Origin of the sequence: Arthrobacter sp. Helios (assembly GCF_023167125.1) — a bacterium.
Lineage (GTDB): Bacteria > Actinomycetota > Actinomycetes > Actinomycetales > Micrococcaceae > Arthrobacter_B > Arthrobacter_B luteolus.
The window spans coordinates 324,031-348,674 of record NZ_CP095402.1; the positions used below are offsets into that span (position 1 = coordinate 324,031).

At 67.8% G+C, this 24,644-nt stretch carries 20 protein-coding genes; 5 read left to right on the forward strand and 15 right to left on the reverse strand.

Annotated features, from left to right (window positions below; genetic code table 11):
* The first annotated feature begins 901 nt into the window (after positions 1–901).
* From ArtHe_RS01420 to ArtHe_RS01430, 3 genes are all read left to right on the forward strand, one after another.
* Entirely contained in the window at positions 902–1,357 is a 456-nt protein-coding gene (locus ArtHe_RS01420) for a DUF3817 domain-containing protein (RefSeq protein WP_248318424.1), read from the forward strand.
* A gap of 11 nt (positions 1,358–1,368) precedes the next feature.
* Positions 1,369–2,364, forward strand: a complete 996-nt coding sequence (locus ArtHe_RS01425; protein ID WP_248318425.1) for a helix-turn-helix domain-containing protein — start codon at positions 1,369–1,371, stop codon at positions 2,362–2,364.
* A gap of 170 nt (positions 2,365–2,534) precedes the next feature.
* Positions 2,535–3,914 (forward strand): amidase family protein, encoded by a 1,380-nt coding sequence (locus tag ArtHe_RS01430; RefSeq protein WP_248318426.1) that lies wholly within the window; start codon positions 2,535–2,537, stop codon positions 3,912–3,914.
* A gap of 39 nt (positions 3,915–3,953) precedes the next feature.
* On the opposite strand, the gene ArtHe_RS01435 is transcribed toward ArtHe_RS01430, so the two are convergent.
* The 3 genes from ArtHe_RS01435 to ArtHe_RS01445 all read right to left on the reverse strand — a co-directional run bounded on the left by ArtHe_RS01435 (position 3,954) and on the right by ArtHe_RS01445 (position 6,676).
* Positions 3,954–4,808: an NAD-dependent epimerase/dehydratase family protein gene (locus ArtHe_RS01435; protein WP_248318427.1), complete on the reverse strand. Its 855-nt coding sequence runs from the start codon at positions 4,806–4,808 to the stop codon at positions 3,954–3,956.
* Between the two features lie 186 nt (positions 4,809–4,994).
* Positions 4,995–5,696 (reverse strand): type 1 glutamine amidotransferase domain-containing protein, encoded by a 702-nt coding sequence (locus ArtHe_RS01440; protein ID WP_248318428.1) that lies wholly within the window; start codon positions 5,694–5,696, stop codon positions 4,995–4,997.
* Positions 5,697–5,791: 95 nt separating this feature from the next.
* Positions 5,792–6,676 (reverse strand): aldo/keto reductase, encoded by an 885-nt coding sequence (locus ArtHe_RS01445; protein WP_248318429.1) that lies wholly within the window; start codon positions 6,674–6,676, stop codon positions 5,792–5,794.
* Between the two features lie 122 nt (positions 6,677–6,798).
* Between ArtHe_RS01445 and ArtHe_RS01450 the strand changes: the two genes are divergently transcribed.
* Positions 6,799–7,170 (forward strand): VOC family protein, encoded by a 372-nt coding sequence (locus ArtHe_RS01450; protein WP_248318430.1) that lies wholly within the window; start codon positions 6,799–6,801, stop codon positions 7,168–7,170.
* Between the two features lie 44 nt (positions 7,171–7,214).
* Here the strand turns inward: ArtHe_RS01450 and soxR are convergent, their stop codons facing one another.
* On the reverse strand, positions 7,215–7,730 hold the full coding sequence (soxR, locus tag ArtHe_RS01455) for a redox-sensitive transcriptional activator SoxR (RefSeq protein WP_248318431.1): 516 nt from the start codon (positions 7,728–7,730) through the stop codon (positions 7,215–7,217).
* Between the two features lie 216 nt (positions 7,731–7,946).
* On the opposite strand from soxR, the gene ArtHe_RS01460 reads away from it, so the two are divergent.
* Positions 7,947–9,485, forward strand: coding sequence for an MFS transporter (locus tag ArtHe_RS01460; protein WP_248318432.1), 1,539 nt, complete (start codon positions 7,947–7,949; stop codon positions 9,483–9,485).
* Here ArtHe_RS01460 and ArtHe_RS01465 read toward each other — a convergent pair.
* The 11 genes from ArtHe_RS01465 to ArtHe_RS01515 form a co-directional block, all read right to left on the reverse strand.
* The gene (locus tag ArtHe_RS01465; protein WP_282568702.1) at positions 9,451–10,227 is read right to left on the reverse strand and encodes a glucosamine-6-phosphate deaminase; all 777 of its coding nucleotides are present in this window, start codon (positions 10,225–10,227) and stop codon (positions 9,451–9,453) included. The genes ArtHe_RS01460 and ArtHe_RS01465 overlap by 35 nt on opposite strands.
* The gene (locus ArtHe_RS01470) at positions 10,224–11,303 is read right to left on the reverse strand and encodes an amidohydrolase family protein (RefSeq protein WP_248318433.1); all 1,080 of its coding nucleotides are present in this window, start codon (positions 11,301–11,303) and stop codon (positions 10,224–10,226) included. The genes ArtHe_RS01465 and ArtHe_RS01470 overlap by 4 nt, the downstream gene beginning before the upstream one ends.
* 10 nt (positions 11,304–11,313) lie before the next feature.
* The gene (locus ArtHe_RS01475; protein ID WP_248318434.1) at positions 11,314–12,249 is read right to left on the reverse strand and encodes a carbohydrate kinase family protein; all 936 of its coding nucleotides are present in this window, start codon (positions 12,247–12,249) and stop codon (positions 11,314–11,316) included.
* Positions 12,246–13,736 carry a lyase family protein gene (locus ArtHe_RS01480; protein WP_248318435.1) on the reverse strand — a complete coding sequence of 497 codons (1,491 nt, stop codon included), beginning with the start codon at positions 13,734–13,736 and terminating at the stop codon, positions 12,246–12,248. Before ArtHe_RS01480 ends, ArtHe_RS01475 begins: the two co-directional genes overlap by 4 nt.
* A gap of 2 nt (positions 13,737–13,738) precedes the next feature.
* A complete protein-coding gene (locus ArtHe_RS01485; protein WP_248318436.1) occupies positions 13,739–15,565 on the reverse strand; it encodes an iron ABC transporter permease in 1,827 nt (608 codons plus the stop codon).
* Entirely contained in the window at positions 15,562–16,659 is a 1,098-nt protein-coding gene (locus ArtHe_RS01490; RefSeq protein ID WP_248318437.1) for an ABC transporter ATP-binding protein, read from the reverse strand. Before ArtHe_RS01490 ends, ArtHe_RS01485 begins: the two co-directional genes overlap by 4 nt.
* Before the next feature lie 78 nt (positions 16,660–16,737).
* A complete protein-coding gene (locus ArtHe_RS01495) occupies positions 16,738–17,811 on the reverse strand; it encodes an extracellular solute-binding protein (protein ID WP_248318438.1) in 1,074 nt (357 codons plus the stop codon).
* Between the two features lie 67 nt (positions 17,812–17,878).
* Positions 17,879–19,069: an ROK family transcriptional regulator gene (locus ArtHe_RS01500; protein ID WP_248318439.1), complete on the reverse strand. Its 1,191-nt coding sequence runs from the start codon at positions 19,067–19,069 to the stop codon at positions 17,879–17,881.
* A gap of 278 nt (positions 19,070–19,347) precedes the next feature.
* The gene (locus tag ArtHe_RS01505) at positions 19,348–22,158 is read right to left on the reverse strand and encodes an FAD-binding and (Fe-S)-binding domain-containing protein (protein ID WP_248318440.1); all 2,811 of its coding nucleotides are present in this window, start codon (positions 22,156–22,158) and stop codon (positions 19,348–19,350) included.
* Positions 22,159–22,205: 47 nt separating this feature from the next.
* A complete protein-coding gene (locus ArtHe_RS01510) occupies positions 22,206–22,895 on the reverse strand; it encodes a response regulator transcription factor (protein ID WP_248318441.1) in 690 nt (229 codons plus the stop codon).
* 53 nt (positions 22,896–22,948) lie between these two features.
* Positions 22,949–24,601 (reverse strand): sensor histidine kinase, encoded by a 1,653-nt coding sequence (locus tag ArtHe_RS01515; protein WP_248318442.1) that lies wholly within the window; start codon positions 24,599–24,601, stop codon positions 22,949–22,951.
* Positions 24,602–24,644: the final 43 nt, after the last annotated feature.

A 24,644-nucleotide genomic window follows, 5' to 3' on the forward strand; every position in this document is an offset into this window, starting at 1 on the left:
GTCGGAGCTGGGGCCGGGCCCCGGTTGGAGGTGGAGCTGCAGCTGGAGCCGTGGGCGGAGCCCAGATCGAAAGCTGGGCCGGGTTGGAACTGGAACCGTGTCGCTGCGCCGGGACCCCGAGCTAGAGCAGGGCGGCCCGGAACCGGAGCCCTGTCGCCCCGTCGGGACCCGGGGCTGGGCGGTCGCTGTCCGGGCCGGAAGCGGAACCGTCTCGCGGCGTCGGGGGGTCCGGGGTCAGGGCGCGGGTGGCGTGATGGCCGTTTCTAGGGCTGTTGCTCCGATTTGGGAAAAACCCGCCGGGTTGTGATTGAGTTCCCTCCGCTTTGGGATAAACCTGCCGGTTTGTGATTGATTTCGCTCCGCTTCGGGAAAATCCTGCCGAATCGTGACGTGATTTCGCTCCGATTTGGGAAAATCCCGCCGGTTGGGGAAATCCCTCCGCTGCGCCGGGGAAGGGAATTCTCAAACTGGTCGATTTCACCCAATACGGAGGGTTTCGGCAGGGCTGGCCAGGCCCGAATCCCGCAGTTAGCTCCGAAGCCGAACCCCCGAAATCCCGAAGCCTGGAATCTAGACCCCCGGGGCCCGGAATCTGAATCTGGCCCTCCGGGGCCCGGAGCCCGAACCCCCGAAATCCCGAAGCCTGGAATCTAGACCCCCGGGGCCCGGAATCTGGCCCTCCGGGGCCCGGAGCCCGAACCCCCGAAATCCCGAAGCCTGGAATCTAGACCCCCGGGGCCTGGAATCTAGACCCCCGGGGCCCGGAATCTGGCCCTCCGGGGCCCGGAGCTCGAAGCCCGGCGGGCGAGGCAGCAGCCGTGCAGGAAGGCGCCGAGTTGAGCCCTCACGGCCCATCCTGACATACTGTTGGCAAACCCCCGAGGGAAGGCTCCACACCCAGATGCAACCCCGTACCCTGTTCCGCGCCCTGGCTTTCGCGGAGGCCGTAACCTGGACACTGCTGATCGCGGCGATGGTGATGAAGTACGGCTTCGGGCAGGACGCCCTGATGGGCCCGGCCGGCGGCACCCACGGCTTTATCTTCCTGTCCTATGCTGCCAGCACCGTCTTTGTCGGCGTGAATCAGAAGTGGAAGTTCGGCACGATCGTGCTGGGCCTCGTCACCGCCGTCATTCCCTACGCCACCATTCCGTTCGAGAAGTCCATGGACAAGCAGGGCAAGCTCGACGGCGGCTGGCGCCTGGCTCCCGGCGGCGACCAGCCCGCCGGCTTCGTGGAGCAGGTGCAGGCCTTCACCCTCCGCCGCCCGGTGGTCTCTGTGGTGGGTGTGCTGATCGCGATCGTGGCAGTCTTCTCCGTACTGCTCTACCTGGGCCCGCCCGTCGACTTCAGCTAAGTTCCACGCGGGTGCATCCTCCAACATGGTTCTCGGCCCGGACTAGTCCCGCCGACGCCTCGGATGAACGGTTCCGGGACTGGAGCCGGATCATCGGCCATGCCTTCGGCACACAGCAGGCGCTGCCGTTGAAGGACCCGGAAGGATTCTACGGGCACTTCCGCCACGCCAGCCTTGGTTCCTACGCATTGTCCACGGTGGTTTCCGGGCCGGAGGAAGTGTTCCACTCCGCCGGCAACGCGCCGGAAAGCGAACCGTACTTCCATCTCAACTTTCTCGCTGTGGGCAGCGGCGGGCGGGTACGGCAGGGCGGAACACAAAGCGCCCTCGAGCCTGGCTCATTCGTGCTGACGGATGCCAACCAGGACTACTCCTTCCGGTTCGAAGGCCCCATGAAGCTGGTGGTTTTGCATCTGCCTCCGGCCCGGCTCAGGTCTGCCCTTACCGATCCCGGCCAGGCAACCGCCGTCGCCGCCGCGGGGGATACCCCGGAATCGGCCCCGCTGCGCGCACTGCTGGACAGCCTGGCCGCCTCCCCAGCCGGAGGAAACGCCTCAACACAGTTCCTCGCCGGCGCCGCCGTGGACACAGCCCTGGCCGGGCTGATCCGGGTCCTGGGAACAGAAACAGCAGCAGAAACAACGCGCGAAGCCCACGTGAGCCGCATTAAGGCGCACATTGAGGGCAACCTGTCCGACCCTGCGATGACCCCGTCCTCCGTCGCCAAGGCCGTCCACCTGTCCCTCCGGCAGCTCCACAGCGTCTTTGCACCGGAGGGAACCACCGTGGCCAAATACGTCCTGCAGCGCCGGCTGGACCAGGCTGTGCTGCTCCTGGGTGAGCCGCGGCTGCGCAACGTCAGCATCAGGGACATTGGCACCCGGGTGGGATTCGTGGACGCCTCCCACTTCGGCCGGGCCTTCCGCCGCCAATTCGACACGGCTCCCGGTTCCTTCCGCGCCGGCCAGGAGCCCCTGACCCCGGACCCCGGCACAAACCGCACTTAGGGGCCAGACGGACCGCACTGAATGCACACCGGGATGAGCCGCCGGTCACTAGGATTTCAGCAGGATCGATGCCGGAGCTGTTACCGGGCCTGGACCGGACTGGATTGGAACAGCCGGCGTCGATGCCTGCCCCCAACACCGGGGGATAAGGACCGGAAAGAGAATGGCTTATGAAAAACGGCTTCAGCACCCCCTCCATCTCCGCGGCGCGGACGGCCATCGACGCCGGTGAAACGTCAGCGGAGGAGTATGCGGACAAGGTCCTCTCAGTCATCGCCGGCGCCAACCGCGGCGCGCTGGTAGCGGTCCGGGATGCGGCCGCTCCGCTGGCCGTCCAGCCGGACCATGAGCCCGGTCCGCTGCAGGGCATTCCGATTGTCGTCAAAGACAACATCCACGTGGCGCACCTGCCCAATACCGCGTGCACGCCTGCCCTGGCTGGATTTGTTCCCGACGCCGATGCCCCGGTTGCCGCGCGCCTGCGGTCCGCGGGAGCCGGCCTTGTTGCCAAAGCCGGCATGCATGAACTCTCGCTGGGTGTGACCGGCATCGGGCACGGATTCGGTACGGTGCGCAATGCGGTTGATCCCGCTTTGATGGCGGGCGGCAGCAGCTCGGGCGTCGCCGTCGCGGTGGCACTGGGCGCCCCCGCCGGCCTCGGGACCGACACCGGTGGCTCGGTCCGGATTCCTGCCTCACTGAACGGTGTGGTGGGCTTCCGCCCCAGCACCGGCCGCTATCCCAGCGGTGGCATCACCCCGCTCTCGGACACCCGCGACACCCCGGGGCCCATCACCCACAGCGTGGCCGATGCTGCCTTCCTGGATGCTGTTCTGAGCGGTACGGCTCTGCCCGGAACCGAAACGGAACCGCAGCCGGACGCCGCCGCGCTGGTCCTCGGCATTCCGGCGGACCTGGGGCCATTGGACCCCCGCACTGAAGCTGCCTTTGAGCTCGCCGTCCAGGTCCTGGAGACTGCCGGGGCCCGGCTGGTTGCCATCCCCTCCGGACAGCGCGTAGGTGCGGAGGCAACCTTCGGCGGCACTATCCTGATTCCGGAAATCCACCGGCTGCTCACCGCGTACCTGGAACAGTATCGGCCCGGCCTTTCCCTGGCGGAACTGGCAGCGCAGATCCAGAACCCGCTGGTGCGCGGACTGATGCAGGACCATGTGGTTCCCGAACCCGGCGCTGAGGCCCTGGCAGCACGGCTGGATATGCTGGCGGAAGTCTCGGTCCTGCGGGCGCGGGAGGCGGAACTGTTCCGGGAACACCGGCTGGATGCGGTCATTTTCCCCACCACCCCGGCACCGGCAGCTCCGATTGACCCCGCCGAGAGGGTGGAGATTGGCGGCACCATGGTGTCCAGCTTCGACACCTACACCCGGTTCACCGCCTACGGCACCTTCCTGGGCAACCCCGGACTGACGATTCCCATTCCGGTCGGAGCCGGCAAGCTGCCGGTGGGCCTGGGACTCGACGGTCTCCCCGGAGCGGATGCTCAGCTGCTCGCCGTCGGTGCCGCCGTTGAACGGCTTTTCCAGGCCTAGGCCACCGGGCCGGTGCGGGCGCCGGCGCTGTCCGGCACCCTAGGGGTGCCGGACGCCGTCGCCGGCCAGGATGGCCCGGTATCCCTCACGGAAGGTCGGGTAGCTGAACTCGAATCCGGTGCTGCGGAGCCGGGCATTGGAAAGCCGCCGGTTGCCGCCGCGGCTGGCCCGGCGTTCCCCGTGGTCTTCCGGTGCGGGACCCAGCGGTACGTGCAGTTCCCCGGCCAGGAATTCCAGCACTTCCGCCAGTTCCACAGGCTGGTTGTCCACACCGAGGTACAGCGGTGCCGGATCGGAAACCGCCGTTGTCAGGTGCACGATCGCGGCCGCGGCGTCGTCGCGGTGGATCCGGTTGGTGAGCTGTCCCTGTCCCGGATCTGTGGTTCCGCTCCGCACCTGGTCGATCAGCCGGGTCCGGCCCGGTCCATAGATGCCGGCCAGCCGGAGCACGATGGCATCGGGACGGCGGGAATGCAGCAGTTCCTCCGCTTCGCGGATCACTGCCCCGGTTACCGACGCCGGCGCGGTGGGGGAGTCCTCGTGCAGCCAGCCGCCGCCGGCGTCCCCGTACACAGCGGTGGAGGAGACGAACAGGATGCGCCCCGGCCGCACGCCGTCGCGCTCCAGGGCATCAAGCACATTCGCCGTGCCGTCCACATAGGCTGCCCGGTAGGCCGCTTCGGTGCGTTCACCCGCGGCCACAGCGATGACGACGACGCCGGTGTCCGCCGGAACGAGGGGGAGGGCGCCGGACAGATCGGCAGCCTGGGCATGGAGAGGAGCGGGGATCTTTTCCGGGGAACGGCGCCAGCCCAGCACGGGCATGCCGGCCGCGGCGAACCGCAGGCCGGCTTCCGTACCAAGGTCGCCGCAGCCGGCAATCAGGACAGTCATAGTCCCAGTCTGCCAGCCCGCCGCGGTCCGCATTCAGTCTGGTGACGTCCGCACCCGGCTGCCCGACGTCCGAACGGCGAGGGGAAGGTCCGGCAGCTTAGTCCCGCCCCCGGACGAGCCCGGCAGCCCAAGCCCGCCCCCGGAATAGTCCGGCAACCCAGGCCCCCTAACCCGGACTAACCCGAACTAACCCGGCAGGGAAGCCAGGACCTGCCGGGCCACGTCCACACTCGACTGTGGGTTCTGGCCGGAAATGAGGTTTCCGTCCGTCACGACGAAGCTCTCCCAGGCCGGGCCCGCCTCCACGATGGCGCCCTTGTTCCGCAGGGCGTCGGCAACAAACCACGGCGTGTTGTCTCCCGTGCCGCCGCCCAGCTCCTCCTCATTGGTGAACACCGCCAGCCGGCGGCCGGAGAACGCGAACCCGCCTTCGGTGGTTTCGGCGCTGAGCAGCGCCGCAGGCCCATGGCAGAACGGTGCGATCAGCAAACCGGCGTCGTTGGCCGCAATCAGGATCCGGCCCATGTCCCAGTCGGTGGCCAGATCCGCCATGGGGCCGTGGCCGCCCGGGATCACGACGGCGTCGTACTCCAGGGGAACCACATCGGCCAGCGGCAGCGGCGCGTCCAGTTCCGGACGCAGCTCCTCCAAGTAAGCCCGCAGCCTCTCAGCCTTTTCTTCGCCTCCGGCCTGCTCCGGTACCAGGCTGACCTGGTCAACCGTGGGTGCCTTGCCGCCGGGCGTGGCGAAGGTGATCCGGTGGCCGGCTTCGAGCAGGGTGCGGTGGGCTTCCACGAGTTCCTCGGCCCAGAACCCGGTGGGGTGTTTCGAGCCGTCCTTCATGGTCAGCGAATCGGCGGCGGAAACAATCATCAGGATGTTGTTCATGGGTAATCCTTCCGGGGGCGTGCGTGTGTGGGAGTGGGGGATGTGGAGGTGGGGGATCAGCGATGGGGTCTCAGGAATCGTCGCGGGAGGCGATCCTAAGCGGCGGCGGCGTCGATCTCCGCGAAGGTCCCGGCATCCAGGGTCAGGTTGCCGGCACCCAGGTTCTCCTCCAGATGGGCTACGGAACCGGTGCCGGGGATCGGCATCATCACCGGCGAACGCTGCAGCAGCCACGCCAGGGCAACCTGGGATGTGGTGGCACCCAGCTTCTTCGCAGCGGCATCAAGGACGCCGCCTGGCTGGGCGAGTTCCCCCGCGGAAATCGGTGCCCACGGGATAAATCCAATGCCGTTGGCCGTCGCGTAGTCAAGGACGTCCTCAGAGGAACGGTCGGTGAGGTTGTAGCGGTTCTGCACGGTGGAGACGGTGAAGTATTTCTCCGCCGTCTTCAGCTGCTCCACACTGACCTGGGAGAGGCCCAGGGCCTTCACCTTGCCCTCCTGCTGGAGGTCCCGCAGCACCGCGAACTGTTCCTCGGCGTCGACAGTGGGATCGATGCGGTGCAGCTGGAACAGATCCAGGGAATCCACCTTGAGCCTGCGCAGGCTCAGCTCCGCCTGCTGGCGGAGGTATTCGGGGCGGCCCAGGGGAATCCACTCATCCGGCCCGGTGCGCACAAACCCGGCCTTCGTGGCGATCCGCACCCCGTCAGGGTAGGGATAGAGGGCTTCGGCAATGATCTCTTCGCTGATGTTCGGGCCGTACGAATCAGCCGTGTCAATGAAGTCAACGCCCAGTTCGACGGCGCGGCGGACCACCTCGACGGCGGTTCCGCGGCTTTCCGGCTCACCCCAGACACCGGGGCCGACGATGCGCATGGCTCCGAATCCAAGCCTGCGGACGGTGCCGAGGTCCTTGAGATCGAGGGTGGCCGGCAGGAGTTGTTCGGTCATTTCGGCTGGTTCAGTCTGCTCAGTCATACCCGGCGCAACCAAATGATCAGCAGGCTTATTCCTGACCGGTGCTGCGAATCCCCTTTTGCGGACCGAACCTGACCGCAGACCGCTTGGAGGGCGCCGCAGCCGGGCCTACGATCGCTCGCATGGACTGGAAAATCGAACTTGTACCCGTGCCGGTGTCCGACGTCGACGCCGCCAAGAACTTCTACGTCAACCAGGTGGGCTTCGCTGACGACTTCGACCAGCGGGTGAATGACAACCTGCGGTTCGTCCAGCTGACGCCTCCCGGGTCTGCCTGCTCCGTGGTGATTGGGGAAGGCACAACCGACATGGTGCCGGGCAGCCAGCGCATCCAGATCGTGGTGCCCAGCGCGGCTGACGCCCGCCAGCAGCTGCTGAACGCGGGCGTCGAAACCAGCGAAGTCACACCGCTGGACTGGGGTACCTTCGTGTACTTCAGCGATCCGGACGGCAACCAGTGGTCGCTGCAGGAGCTGCCGGCAGTCAGCAGCTAGGAGCGGCCGGCGGTCACCAGCTAGGAGCGGCCGGCGGTCACCAGCTAGAGACTGCCGGGCCCGGGTTCGCCCGCGTCCCGTCTCATCAGCAGCCGCGGGCCGGCGCCTTCGACGGACAGGACATCCCTGGAGTTGTAGAGCGAGCAGGATGTGAGGGACAGGCAGCCGCAGCCAATGCAGCCGTCGAGTTGATCGCGCAGCCGCAGCATGCCCTCGATCCGGTCCTCCAGGACCTGGCGCCACCCGGCGGAGAGCCGTGCCCAGTCCTGGCGGGTAGGCGCACGGTCCGGCGGCAGAGTGTCCAGTGCGGTGCGGATATCCCGCAGCGGAATGCCGAGCTGGGACGAAACCCTGATGAAGGCGACCCGGCGGAGTGTGTGGCGCGCGTAGCGGCGTTGGTTCCCCGCGGTGCGCCGGCTGCTGATCAGGCCTTCAGCCTCGTAATAATGGAGGGCGGAAACGGCCACACCGCTCCGGGAGGAGAGCTGGGCAGGGGTCAGTTCCTGGACGGCTGGAGGCACAGATCCGCCGGGCTGGCGTGTCCGCACGGGATCCGGCATGTGTCCTGCCTCTCAATCGTTTGACCTCGAGCTTACTTGAGGTTGTTGGCTGGAGTTGCTGTCCCCACCGGCGGCGCGTCACGTTTCATGCCGCTGGGCCCCCGGGCTGAACCCCCTTGGGGACCATCCCGCTGATACACCCGCAACTCTCTGAACCACCTCTCTGAATTACCCCACTGAATTACCCCACTGAAACACCCGCACTCAAGGAGCTCCGTGCCCGAGCCAGCCAACACCTCCATACCGCCGCAGCCGCCGCCCGCGGCGCCCGCCGCCGAACCGGCCATTACCCAGCCGGGCAGCACCCCGGCCGAGACCCAGCCGGTAAGCACCCAGTGGGGGAGCACCCCGGCCAACAACTCCACAGAAACCCCCACCACGGCAGCAGGCAGCCGGCCACCCGCGGGAGTTTTCTCGCGCACCTACCGGACGACGTCGGTAGGACTGTTTTCGCTGGCCTTCCTGTTCGCGTTCGAGGCCCTGGCCGTGGCGACCGTGATGCCGGTGGTGGCCCGGGACCTGGACGGACTGGCCATCTACGCGCTGGCGTTCGGTGCGCCGATGGCGCTGTCAGTGGTGTCCATTGGCCTGGGCGGAGGCTGGAGCGATGCGCGCGGTCCGGCCCCCGCGCTCCGCCTGGGCGTGCTGCTCTTCGCCGCCGGGCTGGTGGTCGCCGCCCTTGCTCCGACGATGGGAGTGCTGCTTCTGGGGCGCGGGCTGCAGGGCTTCGGCTCGGGGCTGGCCGGAGTGGCGATGTACGTGGTGGTGGCGCGGGCTTTTCCTGCCGCGCTGCGGCCGCAGGCCTTCACCATCCTGACCAGCGGCTGGGTACTGCCGGGCATTATCGGACCGGTTTTGGCCGGGCTGATTAACGCTGCCCTGGGCTGGCGCTGGGTGTTCGGCCTGGCGCCGGTCCTCGCCGTGCTGGCCTACCTCGCACTGGAACCGGTGCTGCGACGGATCGGTTCGAACGGGAGCTGGCGGACAAGCCCCGCCAAGCTCCTCTGGTCCCTCGCTGCGGCCGGCGGAATCCTGGGCCTGGGGAGCATCGGCAGCCTGGGTGCTGACGGTCCGGGGCCGGCGGGCTGGATCCTGCTGCTCGCCGCTGTCTCCACTGCGGCCGTGCTGACCGGCGGGCCGCGGCTGCTTCCACGCGGCACCTGGACCGTGCGGCGCGGACTTCCCGCGGTGATTGCCTCCCGCGGGTTCGTCGGGGCGGCCTTCGTTGGGGCCGAAACCTACCTGCCGCTGGCCCTGGTTGAGCAGCGCGGCTTCAGCCCCACCCAGGCCGGAGCGCTGCTGAGCGTTTCAGCGCTGAGCTGGTTTGCCGGCTCCTGGCTGGCCGCTAACCTGCGGATGCTCAGCAGCAAGGTGCTGCGGGCCCGGCTGGGTGCGCTGCTGCTGGCCGCCGGGGTGGCGCCGGTCCTGGCCGCCGTCCATCCCCAGCTGCCTGTCAGTATTGTGGTGGCCGGTTGGGCGGTCGCCGGGCTGGGCATCGGAATGGGGTTTTCCACGCTCTCCGTGCTGCTGCTGGACTTCTCCCGCACCGGTGAGGAGGGCGTCAACTCCTCGGCCCTGCAGATCAATGACAACCTGGTGCAGTCGCTTTGGCTGGCCGTCAGCGGCATCGGATTCTCGGCCCTGCTGGCCGTATCCCACGTTCACGCGTTTACGGCGGTGTTCTGCGGTGCCCTGGGGCTGGCCCTCGCAGCGGTCGCCGCTACCGGAAGGCTCCAGCCACCGCCTGGCCGTTGAGCAGGTCCGGGGAAAGCCCGGAACCGGCGCCGTCGGCCAGCAGGATGGTCACGTCGGGGTGCAGCTGGAGGATGGACGCGGGAACCTGCTCCGTCACCGGTCCCTGCAGTGCTGCGGCCAGGGCTTCGGCCTTGGCCGCACCGCTGGCCAGCAGTACCAGCGAACGCGCCGCACGGATGGTCCCCAGCCCCTGGGTCAGTGCCTGGGTGGGAACATCCTCCAAAGAGGAGAAGAACCGGGCGTTGGCCTGGCGGGTGCTCTCATCGAGCTGGACAACCCGGGTGCGGGAGTCCAAGGGCGAGCCGGGTTCGTTGAAGGCGAGATGCCCGTTGTTTCCGATCCCCAGGATCTGCACGTCCACTCCGCCGGCGGCGGAAATCGCGGCCTCGTAGTCAGCGGCAGCCTGCTCCGGATCGGCAGCCGATCCATCCGGCACTGCCACCTGGCCGGCGTCGAGCCCCAGGGGCTCAACGACCTCCCGGCGGACCACTTCCGCATAGCTTTCGGGATGTCCCGGCGGCAGGCCCAGGTACTCGTCCAGGGCGAAGGCGCGCAGCGGCGGAAGTTCGTCCCGGCGCTGGGCCAGTGCCCGGTACAGGGACAGGGGAGAGGACCCGGTTGCCACTCCCAGCACCGGAACGGCCCCCTGAAGGTGCGCTTTCCGAAGCCGGGACAGCACGGCGTCGGCAGCTGCCCCGCCCAGTTCGTCCAGGGTGGCAGCCAGATGAATCCGCAGGGTCACGCCGTTCTCTCCTTCTCCAGAATGCCATTGTTGAGGGCACCGTTGTTCAGGATACCCAGCGCACGGGCCAGCTCAGGATCGGCCGGGCTCCAGCCGGCAATATCCAGCAGCGCGGCAGCGTTGGCGCCGAAGATTTTCTGCACGTCCACGGGCGGCATACCCATCTCCCAGCAGATCCTCAGTTGGTCCACCAGGTACCGCCGCGCGTAGCCGCGGGGGAACCAGGAGGAATCCGTGCCGAAAATGATCCGGTCCGGGCCATGGGTTTCGTAGAACCGCCGGAAGACGTCCTCCAGCGTCAGCTTCTGCGCCATAAACCGCACCCACTGGTTGGAACCGGAAGTGTCCACCAGGACGTTCGGGCAGGCCCACATCAGGAACAACACCTGCTGGACGTGCTGGATTCCGAAGTGGGGAATCACAAAAGTCACATCGGGATGCCGTTTGGCCACCGTTTCCAGCCAGGCCGGCTCGATCATGGCGTTGTGCGCTATTCCGCCGGCAGATCCGCAGTGGCCGAAGTGGATGAGGACCGGCACCTGGTGCTTGGCGGCGACCCGCCACACCGGATCGGCCCCCGGATCATCGATGCGGGCGGACATCAGCGGAGCGAACAGCTTCAGTCCGCGCAGCCCGTGTTCCGTGCCCGCCCGGTCGAAATCTGCTGCAGCGCCGGGCCCAAAGGGGTCAGCCATGGCGGCCATGCCCAGGAAACGCCCGTTACCCCGGGCGGTCAGCCGGCCCATCGCCTCATCGCCGCCGGCGGTGACGAAGGCTGCGTACTCAACGTGGTGATGGTCCAGCTCGTCCTGCCAGCGGTCTGCCTCCGCTTCCCAGCCCTGATCCGCCTCATCCGGTTCCGGATCGGCGAAGTCCCAGCTGCGCCGCCACGCGGCGGACATTCCGGCCACTTTGGCGGCCCGCCGGGCTGCTGCCGGGGAGGCGGCTTCACACGCGAACTGCCCGCCGGACAAGGCACGGGTCAGCGGGTCCTGGGGCATCCGGAAATGCAGGTGAAAGTCGACAATGGAGATGCCCTGGACAACGGGACGGTTCCCGATCCTGGAAACGTGCATAACTACCTTCCTAGAGCGGCAAAGCCTCGGCCAGCTGCACTGCGGAACGGTGTTCCGGTGCGGTGGCAACGAGTTCGGTGGCGTAGCGGACAGCGGTCCCGAGTGCATCCACAGGGGCCGCACCCCGTGCCAGGCAGGTCAGGAACGCGGCGTTGAAACCGTCCCCGGCTCCGGTGCTGTCCACGGGCTCCACCGGCTGGGCCGGTGAATGGCTCCATTCCCCGCTGGGCAGGGCGAGTCCGGCACCGTCCGGCCCGAGTTTCGCCACCACCAGGGTGCCGGTGGCGGCGGCCAGGTCCAGGGCCGCTGCCCGCGGGTCCTCGATTCCCGTCAGCCCGGTGAGTTCGTCCGAGTTGGGCAGGAACACGTCCACGCTGTGCAGCACCCCGCGGACCTCGGCCTGGACGTCAGGGGTCCAGCCCTCGGTGGGCCAGCCGGTGTCCAGCACCGTCAGCGCTCCGGCTGCACGGGCGCGGGTGAACAGGCCTTCCAACGCGGCGCCGCGGAGCTTGGGCAGCAGGAAGTAGCCGGCGAGCACCACGCAGCGGGCCGCCACGGCCTCCTCCGGAACATCGCCGGCGCCGAGCACCGACATGGCGCCGAGGGAGGAGATGAACGCCCGGTCCCGTCCGGGTGCCTCGACGGCGACAGTCACACCGCTGGGCAGCTGCGGATCCGTGACCAGCAGCGCCCGCAGGTGCGGCAGATCCAGCTCGGACCGGACCAGGGCGGTGGAGGCATCATTGCCGACCCGGCTGACCAGCGTGGTCGGCTGGCCCAGCCCGGCGCACCGCAGGGCGAGGTTTCCGGCGGAACCTCCCAGCCGGATACGGATGTCCGGCACCAGCGCTTCCGTGCCGGGCTCCGGCAGGGCCGTGACGCCGGAAACCATGATGTCCAGGTTGGTATTGCCGACGACCGTCAAATCGTCCCGGACTGCGCTCACGCCGTGCCCGCCAACTGCCGGGCACGGTCCAGCAGAAGCGCCCGGGCGGCGTCCAGCCCGGTGCGCAGCTCCGCGAACCGGGTGGCCAGCTCCTGCGCGGCCGCCAGCGCGCCGTCGGCCGTCACCTCGACGGCCTTGGTTCCCGGACTGCCTGCCTGAGTGCGGTCCAGGACACGTTCCGGCTCCCGGCCGGCAGCGAGCGTCAGGTCTGCCAGCTCGGCACGGATCCCGGCGGCAGCCAGCGCCGCCAGGACCTGTTCCCGGGTCCAGGAGGTCGGGTCGCCGGTCTTGAAGAGGCGGCCGACGACGTCGTGCGCGCCGCGCCAGGGCACGCCGGCTACCGCCAGGGCCTCCGCGACCGACGTCGTCGTGGCACCGGAGCGGACAATCTCCGCCAGCTCCGGCAGCCGCTGGACCTCGAACTCGGTGAGCAGGCCGTCGAGCATCCGCACGAACCGCACCACCCGGTCTCCGGCACGCCACAGATGCTTCTGCACATCGGTGGTCGCGTTGTTGGAGTCCTCGTACCAGCCTGAGTTGATATTGGCGTAGGTCGCGGACATGTCCGCGGCGGCGGCACCGGCCATGGAGACCATATGCTCCAGGACCACCGGGTTCTTCTTCTGCGGCATGATCGAGGAGCCCTGGGTGTAGGCGTCGGGGGTGCGTACCCAGCCGAATGTCATCCATTCCAGCAGGACGCGGGAGAACCGGGCGCCGGTGGCACAGATCCGGGCCTGCGCCGCGGCCAGGCGCATAAAGTGCTCGGCGCCGGCCACGGCTTCGTAGCTGGAGGTAAAGGCAGAGTCGAAACCGAGCAGTTCCCGCAGCGTCTCCGGGTTGATCGGCACATCGGTTCCGGCGAACGCCGCGGAGCCCAGCGGGGAGACATTCAGTTCCGCGTAGATGTCCAGGAGTTCGCGCCCCTGGCTGAGCAGCGCTTCGGAGAGGCCGCTGAGGACGTGGCCGATGGTGGTGGGCTGGGCGGGCCGCCGGTGGGTGAAACCGATGATCAGCTTGTCTGCATGTTCCTTCGCCAGGGCAGCGGCGTCGGCGGCTGCCTGGACCACCAGATCAGCCTGGTCCAGCAGCTGGCGCCGGAGCACCATCCGGAACGCACCGGCGTCGAGGTCGTTGCGGCTGCGGGCCAGCTGGACGTCCAGCTCCGAGGTGGAAATGCCGCAGGCCGCGGCCAGCTGCTGTTCCATGAAGTAGTACGGGTCCTCCACGGAACCGTCAAAGACATACTCCTGCTTGCCGTCGCTGATCCGCTCCCAGAGCGTGAGCAGTCCCTTTTCCAGCCGGGCGGAGCGTTCGCGCGGGAGGATGCCTTCGTCGTCGAGCATCCAGACGTGGGCCAGGGACGCCTCCACCATGGGCGGGTAGATGAAGGACGCGGCTTCCTCGAAGGCATCCCGCAGGTGGTTGTCCCAGTACACGGACAGTTCGGGCCGGTCCTGAAGGGCGGGGCGGGGGATGGCGGTCATAACTATTTCACCGGCTTCAAATCGGGGTTTACGGTTGCTGGTCGGGTGTCGGGAAGCGGCAGCGGGACTGCCGCGGAAGGGATGGGGCCCACCAGCGGTGTTTCCACAGTGAGACGACGGCGGCGGCGCAGCATCGCGGCGATGCCGCCGCTGCCGGGGTTCTCGAGGCGCTGGGAAATGATCAGCACTATCAGGATCAGCCCCATCTGCAGGGTGCCGTAGGCCGCGGCGGTGCCGAACTCGTTGGAGTAGATCCGGTTGTAGATCTCCACGGACAGGGGTGCGAAGCGGGCGGGGTAAACAACCACTGAAGCCACGTATTCACCGAAGCCCTGGATGAACGCCATCAGCGCGCCGGCCAGGATGCCGCGGTACATCAGCGGAACGGTCACGGTGCGCAGCACGCGCCACGGTCCGGCGCCCAGGTTCCGGGCCGCTTCCTCGACGGACGGATCGATCTGGGCCAGGGCAGCGTTGGCTGACCGGAAGACCAGCGGCAGGAACCGGACAAAATAGGCCACGGGAAGGATCCACAGCGAACCGATCAGCACCTGGCCCAGGTTGAACGGCGTGGGGCTGGCGAACGCGGTGACCAGGTTGACGCCCACCACGGTGCCGGGCAGGGCCCACGGAATCATGACCATCACGTCCAGCAGTCCCTTGCCGGGGCCTTTCCACCGGGTGACGACCCAGGAGGCGAGCACGCCGACGACGGTGCAGGCAATCATGGCGATGAACGCCATCTGGGAGCTGACCAGGATCGGGCGGAGGGTTGAGGGGTCGGTGAAGATGCGGGCGAAGTTTCCCAGCGTGTACTGGTTCGGGAGGATCTGCACCGTCCAGGAACCGTCCACGGTGAAGGCCAGCAGCACAATCACGGCGGCGGGCGCCATGAGGATCAGCACCAGCAGAGTGGAGCCGAGGCCGGCGCCGAGCCGGGGGAGCGTGCCGTGGATGACTTTGACGGCCTGCGGGGTGCCCTTCGAGGCGCTGCGGTGCACGCGCCGGTTCTGGTACCAGCGCATGGCAAGCAGGAAGAGGATGGAGACGATGGAGAGCACTGTGGACTGGGCCGCCGCCAGCTCGTACGCGCCGGAGGTCCGCGAGGCGACGATCTGCATGGTCAGGGTCTGCACGTTGTAGAACTGCGGGGCGGTGAAGGAGGCCATGGAGACCATAAAGGTCAGCAGCGCGCCGGAGACCAGGGCCGGGGTCAGCATGGGAAGCAGCACGGTGCGCCACATGGTGAACCGGCTGGCGCCGAGGTTCAGGGCTGCTTCTTCCATCGACGCATCGGATCCGGCGAGGCCGGAGGAGACGGCCAGATAGAAGTACGGGTACATGGTCATGGTGTGGACCAGCAGCACGCCGATGACGCCGTTCGCGGAGACCGCACCGGGATCTGCACCGAAGTACTGGGCCAGGAACCGGGGGAGGATGCCGCTTTCCGCGTACAGGAAATAGAAGGACACCGCGCCGATCAGCGGCGGCAGGGCCATGGGCAGCATCGCAAAGAGCCGCAGCACGTTCCGGCCGGGGAAATCGAAGCGGGTCAGGAGCACTGCCAGCGCGGTGCCGATGACGCCGGTGGTGATCACCGAGATAACGGAGATGCCGACGGACAGGCCCAGGGCCCGGCCGGAGTTCCCGCCGAAGAAACCGCTGTAGTTGTCCAGGCCGCCGTCAACACTGGTGCGGGCCGTGGCGAACATTGGAATAACGATGTACATCAGCAGGATCAGGACCAGCGGAATGGCCAGCCAGTAGATGAACCGGTCGGAGGACGTGGTTCCGCTGCGCATCCGCAGCTTCTGCGCGAGGCCGGTCACGGTGCCACCAGCCAGACCCGGTCCGGGTGCGGTGCCAGGACCACCGGGTCGCCGGGCTGGACCCGGTCCTCGGAATCCGGCACAGAGACCACCAGGTTGTTGCCGTTCCAGTCCACTTCATACACGTTGACCGCGCCGGTGAACTCCGCGGTGCGGACCGTGCCCTTCAGCTCACCGGCACTGTTGGAGGCGGCCGCGGTGCCGGCGTCCCGGAGTACGGCAAAGGACTCCGGCCGCAGGCTGACTGCTGCCGTGTCCCCGCGGGAAACATCAGCCGACGGAGTGCCGGAAACGCGGGGTGCGCGCAGGACGGTGCCGTCCTCCAGCTGAACCTGGACGCTGTCTCCACCGGCTTCCAAAATTGTGCAGGCCAGGACGTTGGAGCGGCCGATGAAACGGGCCACGAAGGAGGTAGCCGGGCGGTGGTAGACCTCCCGGGGCGGTGCCACCTGGTGCAGCCGCCCGGATTCAAGGATCGCCACGCGGTCGCTCATGGCCATGGCCTCTGCCTGGTCGTGGGTGACGTAAATGCTGGTGATGCCCGCGGCTTTCTGGGTGCCGCGGATTTCGGCACGGGTCTCTTCGCGGAGTTTGGCGTCCAGGTTGGAGAGCGGCTCATCGAGCAGCAGCACCGAGGGCTGGATCACCAGGGCGCGGGCCAGGGCGACGCGCTGCTGCTGGCCGCCGGAGAGCATGTCGATCCGCCGGTCGGCGTATCCGTTCAGGCCAACCTGCTCCAGGGCGCGGTCCACGCGCTTGGTTTTTTCGGCACGCGAGGTGCGCCGCACGGAGAGTCCATAGCCGACGTTGGCGCGCACGCTCATGTGCGGGAACAGTGCGTAGTTCTGGAACACCATGCCGGTGTCACGGCGGTTCGGTGCCATGTTCGTGACGTCCTTGTCATCGAACAGGATGCGCCCGCGGGTGGGCTGGATGAAGCCGGCAACCATGCGCAAAGTCGTGGATTTACCGCATCCGGACGGGCCCAGGAGGGTGAAGAACTCGCCGTCTTCAATGGTGAGGTCGAGGTCCGCGACCGATGGGGCTGCGCCCGGATAGCGCTTTTCGATTGATTCGAGAAGGACTCGTGTCATGGCTGCTCTCCGCAGAGGTAGGGGATGAATAGAGAGGGGAGGGCGGGCGGCGTTTCGCCGCCCGCCCCGGGAGGCGTCTTAGCCCTTGCCCTTGATGTTCTCGGCCCAGTAGCCGATCCATTCGGTTTCGTTCGTGCCGATCCGGTCCCAGTCGACGTCCATTTCCTTCAGGTCGAGCTCGGCCAGCCAGGCGGGCTGCTCGGTCATCGCGATGGAGGGGATCTGGTAGTACGTCTCGGACAGTTCCTTCTGGGTTTCTTCGCTCAGCAGGAATTCCAGGAACGCGTCAGCCGCGTCGGAGGACGGGCCGTTCTTGATTTTGGCGACGCCGTCAACCAGCATCGGTGCGCCGGACTCCGGGACCACCGGGGTGTAGGGGGCGTTCTGGCCGTCGATCTGCAGCATGACATCCTGCAGGTTCCACGCGCTGGCGGCGGCTTCCTGCCGGGTGACGCGCAGGTACAGGTCCGTCGGGTTCGCGGCGTAGACCTTGGTGTTGGCGTCCAGCTGTCGCAGCCACTCGTAGCCGGCTTCCGGGGAGCCGGACTCGTCGTACTTGCGATCGATCATGGCCGAGTAGATGCTGCGCATGGTGCCGGAGGCCTCCACATCGCGGATGGCGATCTTGTCTGCCATTTCCGGTGCAATCAGGTCGTCCCAGTCGGTGGGTGCCTGGTCGGCGGTGAGCATGTCGTGGTTGTAGAAGATCACCTCGGCCAGCTGCATTTCACCCACCCAGAGTCCGGCCGGATCGCGGAGGTCTTCCGGCACGGCGTCGACGACGGCGTCGGGGGCCGGTGCCAGGATGTCGTCTCCGGCGGCCTGCTTCATCTGCTGGCCGGTGCCGCCCCACCAGATGTCACCCTGCGGGTTGGCCTTCTCTGCGCGGATACGTTCCAGTGCTTCCTGCGCGCCGAGGGTCAGGATTTCGACCTTGCCGGCGTACTCCGGGTTCGCTGCCTCGAAGTCGGCTACGACTGCTTCGGCCAATCCCTTGTCACGGGCGGTGTAGATGGTGAGGGTTCCGCCTTCGGAACCTTCAGCGCCGCCCGACGGCGATTCGTCCAGTCCACAGGACGAGAGCGCAAGCGCCAGGGCGAGTCCGCCGGCAACGGTGACGAGCGGGCCGCGGATTTTGCGGTTCAGAGCCATGTACTTCTCCTTGGTTGTGTAGTGCTGGTGGGTTGTGTAGTGCTGGTGCGGTGGAAAACGGGTGGGATCACCCGGCGGGGGTGATCAGGCTGGCGGGGTCCTCCAGGACGCGGGCGACGGCGCCGAAAAGGACGGCTTCGACGCCCAGGGAAGCGAAGGTGACCTCCGGTGCGGCCGGCGCTGCGGACCGGATCCGGTCCGCCAGCCCGGTGCGGGCGGCCTCGTCCAGGCCGATGGCATCACCGGAGAACAGGACCAGTGCCGGGTTCAGGACGCACGCGCAGACGACGGCGGCCCAGGCCCAGGCATCCAGCACCTCGGTCAGCAGTGCGGCGGCGGCGGGTTCGCTGCAGAGCCGGGGGATCACGTTGGCCTCGCTGACATCCAGGCCGGCGGTCCGTGCTGCGGCGGCAATGGCCGGGGTGCTCCAGCGTTCCTCGAAGCTGCCGCGGTTTCCGTGAGGCAGCGGTGTGAGGCCGATGGGGAGGAATCCGACTTCGCCCGCGGAGCGGGTGGAGCCGTGCAGCAGGCGGCCGCCGCTGAGGATGGTGGCGCCGATTCCCTCCGCGATGTGGATCAGGACCAGATCATCGACGCCGGCCGCGGCTCCGGCGCTGCGCTCGCCGAGGGCGATGAGGTTTACGTCGTTCTCCACGGTGACCGGCAGTCCGGTCCGCCGGGCCAGGGCCTGGGCCAGCTGGGGATCTCCGGCGGCTGCGAAGGCGGGGGCCAGGCTCACGGTGCCGTCTGCGGCGACCACACCGGGCAGCGCGAGGATCAGCCGCGAGGGACGGTGGCCGGTAGGTTCACCGAGACCGGCTACGGCTACGGCAGTGGCGCTGACCGGATCTGCCGGATCGAAGGGGGCGTCCTGGGTGGCCAGCACCCGGGCGTCGAGGTCAATGAGGCTGGCCCGGATGCGGCCGCCGCTGACTTCGGCCACGATCAGCGCGATGGCCGTGCGGTCGAGTTCGACCAGCGTGCGGCGCCGTCCGCCGGTTGATTCCCGGTGTCCGACCTCGTGGAGGTAGCCCATGCCCTGGAGTTCCTGGACGATGCCGGTGACGGTGGAAGGGCTGTAGCCGGTCACGGCCGCGAGGTCCGTCCGGGAGATCGGGCCGCTGCTGAGCAGGGCTCCCATCACGGATTCCACCCGGATCCGGCGCAGTTCGCTGCGTCCGGTGGGCGCACTGTTCTGAGCTGCACTGCTCTGGGCTGCGCCGTACTGAGCAGCACTGCTCTGTGAGGTGGATGACATTCTTACTTTATACGGTGAAGAAAGTAAGAATGCAAGGAAAAGTTTTTGCCGGGCGGTCAGGTGTGGGTGCGGGAGGGGCCGTTATGGCAGGGCCGGTCCGCGCTGATCCGCGCTGATCCACGGTGATTCACGGTGATACGGCGGCGGCGACGGGCGGTCCTGATCCAGGCCGGTCCCGGGTTCACGCCGGGTTCATGCCTGGAACAGGCGGGGAAACGGCGGAAGGGAGGAGCCGGGCGGCCCCTCCCTTCGGAATAATCCTGCTTCGGTGCGGTTGGCTACCGCGTAGCTTCGGCCAGGTACTCCAGGATGTGTCGGTAGGACTGTCCGGTGGCCTTGCTCATGCCGATCTCGCAGGTACGGTTCAGGGACGCGTAGCCGTCGAACGTGCGGGCGTTGATCTCAGCGGCCTGAGTGTCCGTCGCGGAGGCGGTGAGTTCCGGATGCAGCAGGCCGCGGTCGCCGGCGAAGGCGCAGCAGCCCCAGCTCGGCGGCACAAAGACCTCGGTGCTGACCGCCGAGGCGATCACATGAAGGGCATCGTTGGCGCCCAGCTGGGTGGATGAGCAGGTCGGATGCAGCGCCAGGGAGCCCAGCTTCACCGTAACCTCCAGCCGGGGCAGCACCGTTTCACTGACAAAGTCCACCGCATCAACGAACCGCAGCCCGGGGTAGACGGGGCTGGATCCGGCCAGCCGCTTCATCGTCTCCAGGCCTTCGGTGCAGGACGCAGCGTCACAGACCACGGGCAGCTCCCCGCCGCCGCTGGCCACCCACAGGTTCGCCAGAACCTTCTCCGTCATGGCTTCGTAGCCGGCGGTGAATCCCTTGGACTTCCACGGCGTTCCGCAGCACAGGTCGCCGATCCCGTTGGGCACCCGGACGCCCACCCCGGCGCGTTCGCACAGTTCCAGGAACGCGGTGCTGGCACCTTCGCCGCCCTCGGCGGGGCCGAACATGGTGCCGATGCAGGCCGGGAAGAACACGGCGACCGGATCCGGGTCCTCCCGCGGGGTGCGGCGGGTGCCGCCGGCCGGCAGCACTGTTTCATAGGACTGGACATTGTCCGCGCCCAACAGTGCCCGTCCCACCGTGGTTGCCAGCTTGGGCAGGGGCGCCGGCACAGCCTTGGCCAGGCTCAGGGCCTTGCCGCCCAGGGTGGTCACGGTTCCCCAGTGCCCGGCGGCGGTTTTCCAGCCGGCCCCGGCCACCGGATTGGCGTTTTCGGCGCGCAGCCTGCGGACCAGGTCCCCGGTGTTGATCAAAACCGGACACGCCGTGACACACATACCGTCAGCGGCACAGGTCTGCACGCCGTCGTAGTCGTAGTCGATGCGCAGCTCTGCAGCCAGGGCGGCGTCCCCGCGGGCCTCGGCCGCCGCGATTTCCCGCCGCAGCACAATCCGCTGGCGGGGTGTGGTGGTCAGGTCCTTGCTGGGGCAGACCGGCTCGCAGTAGCCGCATTCGACGCAGCGGTCCACTTCCTCCTCGACGGTGGGTGCGACCTTCAGGTTCTCGATGTAGGCGCGGGGATCGTCGTTGATGAGGACACCGGGGTTGAGCAGGTTCCGTGGATCGATCAGGGCCTTGACCTCGCACATGATCCCGTAGAGTTCGTCGCCGTACTGGCGGCGGACATAGGGCGCCATGATCCGGCCGGTGCCGTGTTCGGCCTTCAGCGAGCCGCCTTCACCCAGCACCAGGTCCACCATCTCCTCGGTGAACGCCTCATAGCGGGCCAGTTCTGCCGGGTCGGAGAAGTTCTCATTGAGCATGAAGTGGATGTTGCCGTCCTTGGCATGCCCAAAGATCACCGAGTCCCGGTAGTGGTGCTCGGTGAAGAGCCGGGCCAGTTCGCCGCAGGTGCGGGCCAGTGACGGCACGGGAACCACAATGTCTTCCAGCAGGGCGTTGGTGCCGGAGGGACGGGCACCGGCGACCGTGGTGTAGAGGCCCTTGCGCAGGTGCCACATCGCTGCCCGGTCCGCCGCCTTGGACGTCATGGCAAACGGAGCGGCCAGGTGCAGGGAATCGAAAAGCGGGTGGGAGGCTTCGCGTTTGGCGTCCAGTTCCTCCGCAGTGGCTGCCTGATGTTCCACCAGCAGGGCCGCGTGCGCCTGGACGTCCAGGTTCCGCAGTTCCTGGGGAGCATCGGCCGCGAGCTGCGCCACCCGCAGGGACGTGGCGTCCATCAGTTCGATCGTGGCCAGCCCGGAAGCGGTGAGTTCCGGCAGTGCGGTGGCCGCGGCGTCCAGGGTGTCGAAGAACATCAGGCCGGTGGCGACCTTCGGCAGTGCGGGGATGGTGCGGAACGTTGCCTGCGCCACGAACCCCAGGGTGCCCTCGCTGCCGATCATCAGGTGGGCCAGGATGTCCACCGGGCTCTCGAAGTCCAGGAAGGAATTGAGTCCGTAGCCCATGGTGTTTTTCATGGAGAACAGCCGGGTGATGGTGGCAACCGAGTGCGGGTTGGCGACGATCCGTCCGCGGAGCCGCAGCAGGCCGTCGAACAGCTCCGGCTCCAGGGCGCGCAGCCGCTGCTCGGCGTCCGGTGCCGCGGTGTCCAGTATGGTTCCGCCGGCGAGGACCAGCACCATGGACTCCAGCGTCCGGTAGGTATTGAACTCCGTGCCGCAGGCCATGCCGGAGGAGTTGTTGGCGACCACGCCGCCAATCGTGCAGGCGATCTCGCTGGCCGGGTCCGGCCCGAGCTTGCGGCCGAACGCCGCGAGGCGGGAATTGACTGCCCGCACCGTGGCGCCGGGTGCCACCCGGACCCGGGTGCCGCCGTCGAGCACCTCGATTTCCCGGAAGTGGTGCCGGGTGTCAATGAGCAGGCTGTCACTCAGTGCCTGGCCGGAGAGGGAGGTTCCGCCGGACCGGAAGGTGGCGGGGATGCCGAGCTCCCGGCTGCGCCGCAGCAGGTCAGCCACCTCAGCGGTGTTCGTGGGTGTGGCCACTGCCTGGGGGATCAGCAGATAGTGGGAAGCATCATGCGCCATTTTGCGGCGGTCGATTTCCCTGGTGCTGATTCCCTCGCTGCCAAGGGCACTGATTGCTGGGGCTGAAGATTCTGCTGTGACTGACATACGATCCTGATCCGAGACATCGACGGGGCTTTGGCCCCGGTTCAAATCTAGGCCCGGGACCCGCCTTCAGTGAAATGGTCAGGCCACACGGGAGGCGCAGCCTGCAGATACTGCAGCACGGCCAGGACCCGCCGGTGGTCCCCGGCCGCTGGATGGAGGTTCAGCTTGCCGAATATTGAGGTGATGTTCTTCTCCACTGCTCCGGCGGAGAGGAACAGTTCAGCACAGATACCGGCATTTGTCCGTCCCTGGGCCATGAGCGCCAGCACCTCGCGTTCGCGCGGGGTCAGGGATTCCAGCCCCGCGTGGCGTCCGGCGCCCATCAGCTGCCGCACCACCTCCGGGTCAAGCACCGTTTCGCCCGCACGGATGCGTTCCAAAGCCTGGAGGAAATCAGCGACATCCGCCACCCGGTCCTTGAGCAGATAGCCGGTTCCGCGGGGCTGGCCGGCGAAAAGCTGGGCGGCGTAGCGGGTTTCAACATACTGGGAGAGCAGCAGGACGCCGATCTCCGGGCGGGTGTCCCGCAGCTGCAGGGCAGCGCGGATCCCTTCATGGGTATGGGTTGGCGGCATCCGGTTGTCCAGGATGACGACGTCGGGCTCGACGGTTTCCAGCGCTCTGAACAGTTCTTCGGCGTCGCCGGCGGCCGCGAGCACCTGGTGCCCGCGGCCGTCCAGCAGTTCGACCAGCCCGGCGCGGAGCAGGGCGGAGTCCTCCGCGATGACGATCTTCATTCAAGTAGCTTGCCCCACCGGTGCGGCACTTCCGAAACCGGTCAGGACACAGTTCAGGAAAGCGGCAGGAAGACCGTCACCACGGTTGGCCCTCCGGCCGGAGAGGAAATCCGCATCGTGCCGTCCACCGTCCGGACCCGTTCCGCCAGACCTGCCAAGCCTGTTCCGGCCCCGGTTCCTGTGCCTTCACGTCCCGCGCCTGCTGCGCCTGCTGCGCCACCGGTGCCGTCGTCCTTGACGCTGAGCACCATGTCAGCTCCCTCCTCGACCACCAGGATACTGACGCGTGAGCCCCCTGAGTGCTTGACGGCGTTGGTCACCAGTTCGGCTACCACGTAGTAGGCAATGGCTTCCACCGCGGGCGACGGACGAACCTGCAGCCGGTAGGAAAGGTCAACGGGCAGCGGGGCTGTGGCAGCCAGCGATTCCAGCGCGGTGTCCAGACCGTCGTTGAGCACGGCCGGTCGGATGCCGCGGGCGAGGCCGCGCAGGTCTTCCAAGGCTTCCTTGGCCGTGCCGTGGGCGCTGTCCAGCAGATGCTGCAGTTCCGCGGATACTTCGGTGCCGGCCGCCCGGTCCCTGGCGTCGCCGAGCTTCATGGCGATGGCGACCAGCTGCGCCTGGGTCCCGTCATGCAGGTCCCGTTCAATCCGGGCCAGCCTGGCGTCAGCGGTAGTCACGGAGCTGCTCCGGCTGGCTTCCAGATCCCGGACACGGTACTGGCCGCCGGTGGGGCCCAGCAGCGCCGCGGCGAGCGATGCCTGCAGGCGGGCCATACCGTTGTTGAGCGCTGGCCAGAGCAGGAAGGTGAAGAGGACACCTACCGCGAAGTAGGCGGCCTGCCACCAGAAACTGTCAGCGAAGACCCCCGGGAGGATCTGGCTGCCACGGTGCCAGGTTCCGTCGGCCGCCTGCTGCGGGGGCAGCCAGCGGGACCAGAACCAATGCGTCATGCTGCCCAACCCGGCGACCAGGAAACTGATGCTCAGGCAGGCCGCGGTCACCGACGTTACGAAGCTGACGCCCATATGGGCCAAGGCCCTCCAGCCCGCCGTGTCACTGAGTCCGGAGCGGAGGAAGCCGAAGAATCCCGGCCGCGGGGTGAACGGCGGGGGTGCGTCGATCGGACGGCCAAGCAGCGTTGCCGCGAGGGACCGGTTGATGGTTCCCCAGTACCGGGCGGCCGCCACCATGGCCGCCGGGACGATCAGGCCCACAAAAGTGACCAGGAATGAGGCTCCCAGCGATACGGTGCTTACGGCGTAGGCCAGCGCGAAGGGCGCCAGCAGCAGCGACAGGCCGTGGTAGCCGAACGCCCGCCACGTACTGCTGCGGAAAAACGCCGGGCGGCGTCCTGCTGCCGGCCGGGGTGCCTGGGCACGCTGGGAATGCGGAGCACGCTCGGAATGCGGAATGTGCCGCGGGTGCCGCGGGTGCGGGGTGTGCTGAGGGTTCTGCATTGGCCCAGTATTTTCGGACTCAGTGTTCCCGGACTCAGCTTTTTCGATGGGCTGGGTCTGCTGGGTGGTGTGCGTGAACTGGGTGGCTTGAGCGACCTGGACGGACTGAGTGTACTGAGCGGCCTGCGTGTCCTGCGCGGACTGCTTGTCCTGGCCGGATTGTGTGTACTGAGCGGGCTGCGCCGGGTGGGCGGCGGCAGGCACACCGGACGAGGCGCCGGGATCGGAGGCTTGGGTGGGTGTCATGGTTCCATCATTCTCCGCGCTCAAGGCCGTTGACTATGGGGTT

Bases quoted from the DNA above. Each gene is read 5' to 3' on its own strand.
- ArtHe_RS01420 (WP_248318424.1), top strand. From the start codon at position 902: ATGCAACCCCGTACCCTGTTCCGCGCCCTGGCTTTCGCGGAGGCCGTA.
- ArtHe_RS01430 (WP_248318426.1), top strand. From the start codon at position 2,535: ATGAAAAACGGCTTCAGCACCCCCTCCATCTCCGCGGCGCGGACGGCC.
- ArtHe_RS01435 (WP_248318427.1), bottom strand. From the start codon at position 4,808: ATGACTGTCCTGATTGCCGGCTGCGGCGACCTTGGTACGGAAGCCGGC.
- ArtHe_RS01440 (WP_248318428.1), bottom strand. From the start codon at position 5,696: ATGAACAACATCCTGATGATTGTTTCCGCCGCCGATTCGCTGACCATG.
- ArtHe_RS01445 (WP_248318429.1), bottom strand. From the start codon at position 6,676: ATGACTGAGCAGACTGAACCAGCCGAAATGACCGAACAACTCCTGCCG.
- ArtHe_RS01450 (WP_248318430.1), top strand. From the start codon at position 6,799: ATGGACTGGAAAATCGAACTTGTACCCGTGCCGGTGTCCGACGTCGAC.
- soxR (WP_248318431.1), bottom strand. From the start codon at position 7,730: ATGCCGGATCCCGTGCGGACACGCCAGCCCGGCGGATCTGTGCCTCCA.
- ArtHe_RS01470 (WP_248318433.1), bottom strand. From the start codon at position 11,303: ATGCACGTTTCCAGGATCGGGAACCGTCCCGTTGTCCAGGGCATCTCC.
- ArtHe_RS01480 (WP_248318435.1), bottom strand. From the start codon at position 13,736: ATGACCGCCATCCCCCGCCCCGCCCTTCAGGACCGGCCCGAACTGTCC.
- ArtHe_RS01490 (WP_248318437.1), bottom strand. From the start codon at position 16,659: ATGACACGAGTCCTTCTCGAATCAATCGAAAAGCGCTATCCGGGCGCA.
- ArtHe_RS01495 (WP_248318438.1), bottom strand. From the start codon at position 17,811: ATGGCTCTGAACCGCAAAATCCGCGGCCCGCTCGTCACCGTTGCCGGC.
- ArtHe_RS01500 (WP_248318439.1), bottom strand. From the start codon at position 19,069: ATGTCATCCACCTCACAGAGCAGTGCTGCTCAGTACGGCGCAGCCCAG.
- ArtHe_RS01505 (WP_248318440.1), bottom strand. From the start codon at position 22,158: ATGTCAGTCACAGCAGAATCTTCAGCCCCAGCAATCAGTGCCCTTGGC.
- ArtHe_RS01510 (WP_248318441.1), bottom strand. From the start codon at position 22,895: ATGAAGATCGTCATCGCGGAGGACTCCGCCCTGCTCCGCGCCGGGCTG.
- ArtHe_RS01515 (WP_248318442.1), bottom strand. From the start codon at position 24,601: ATGACACCCACCCAAGCCTCCGATCCCGGCGCCTCGTCCGGTGTGCCT.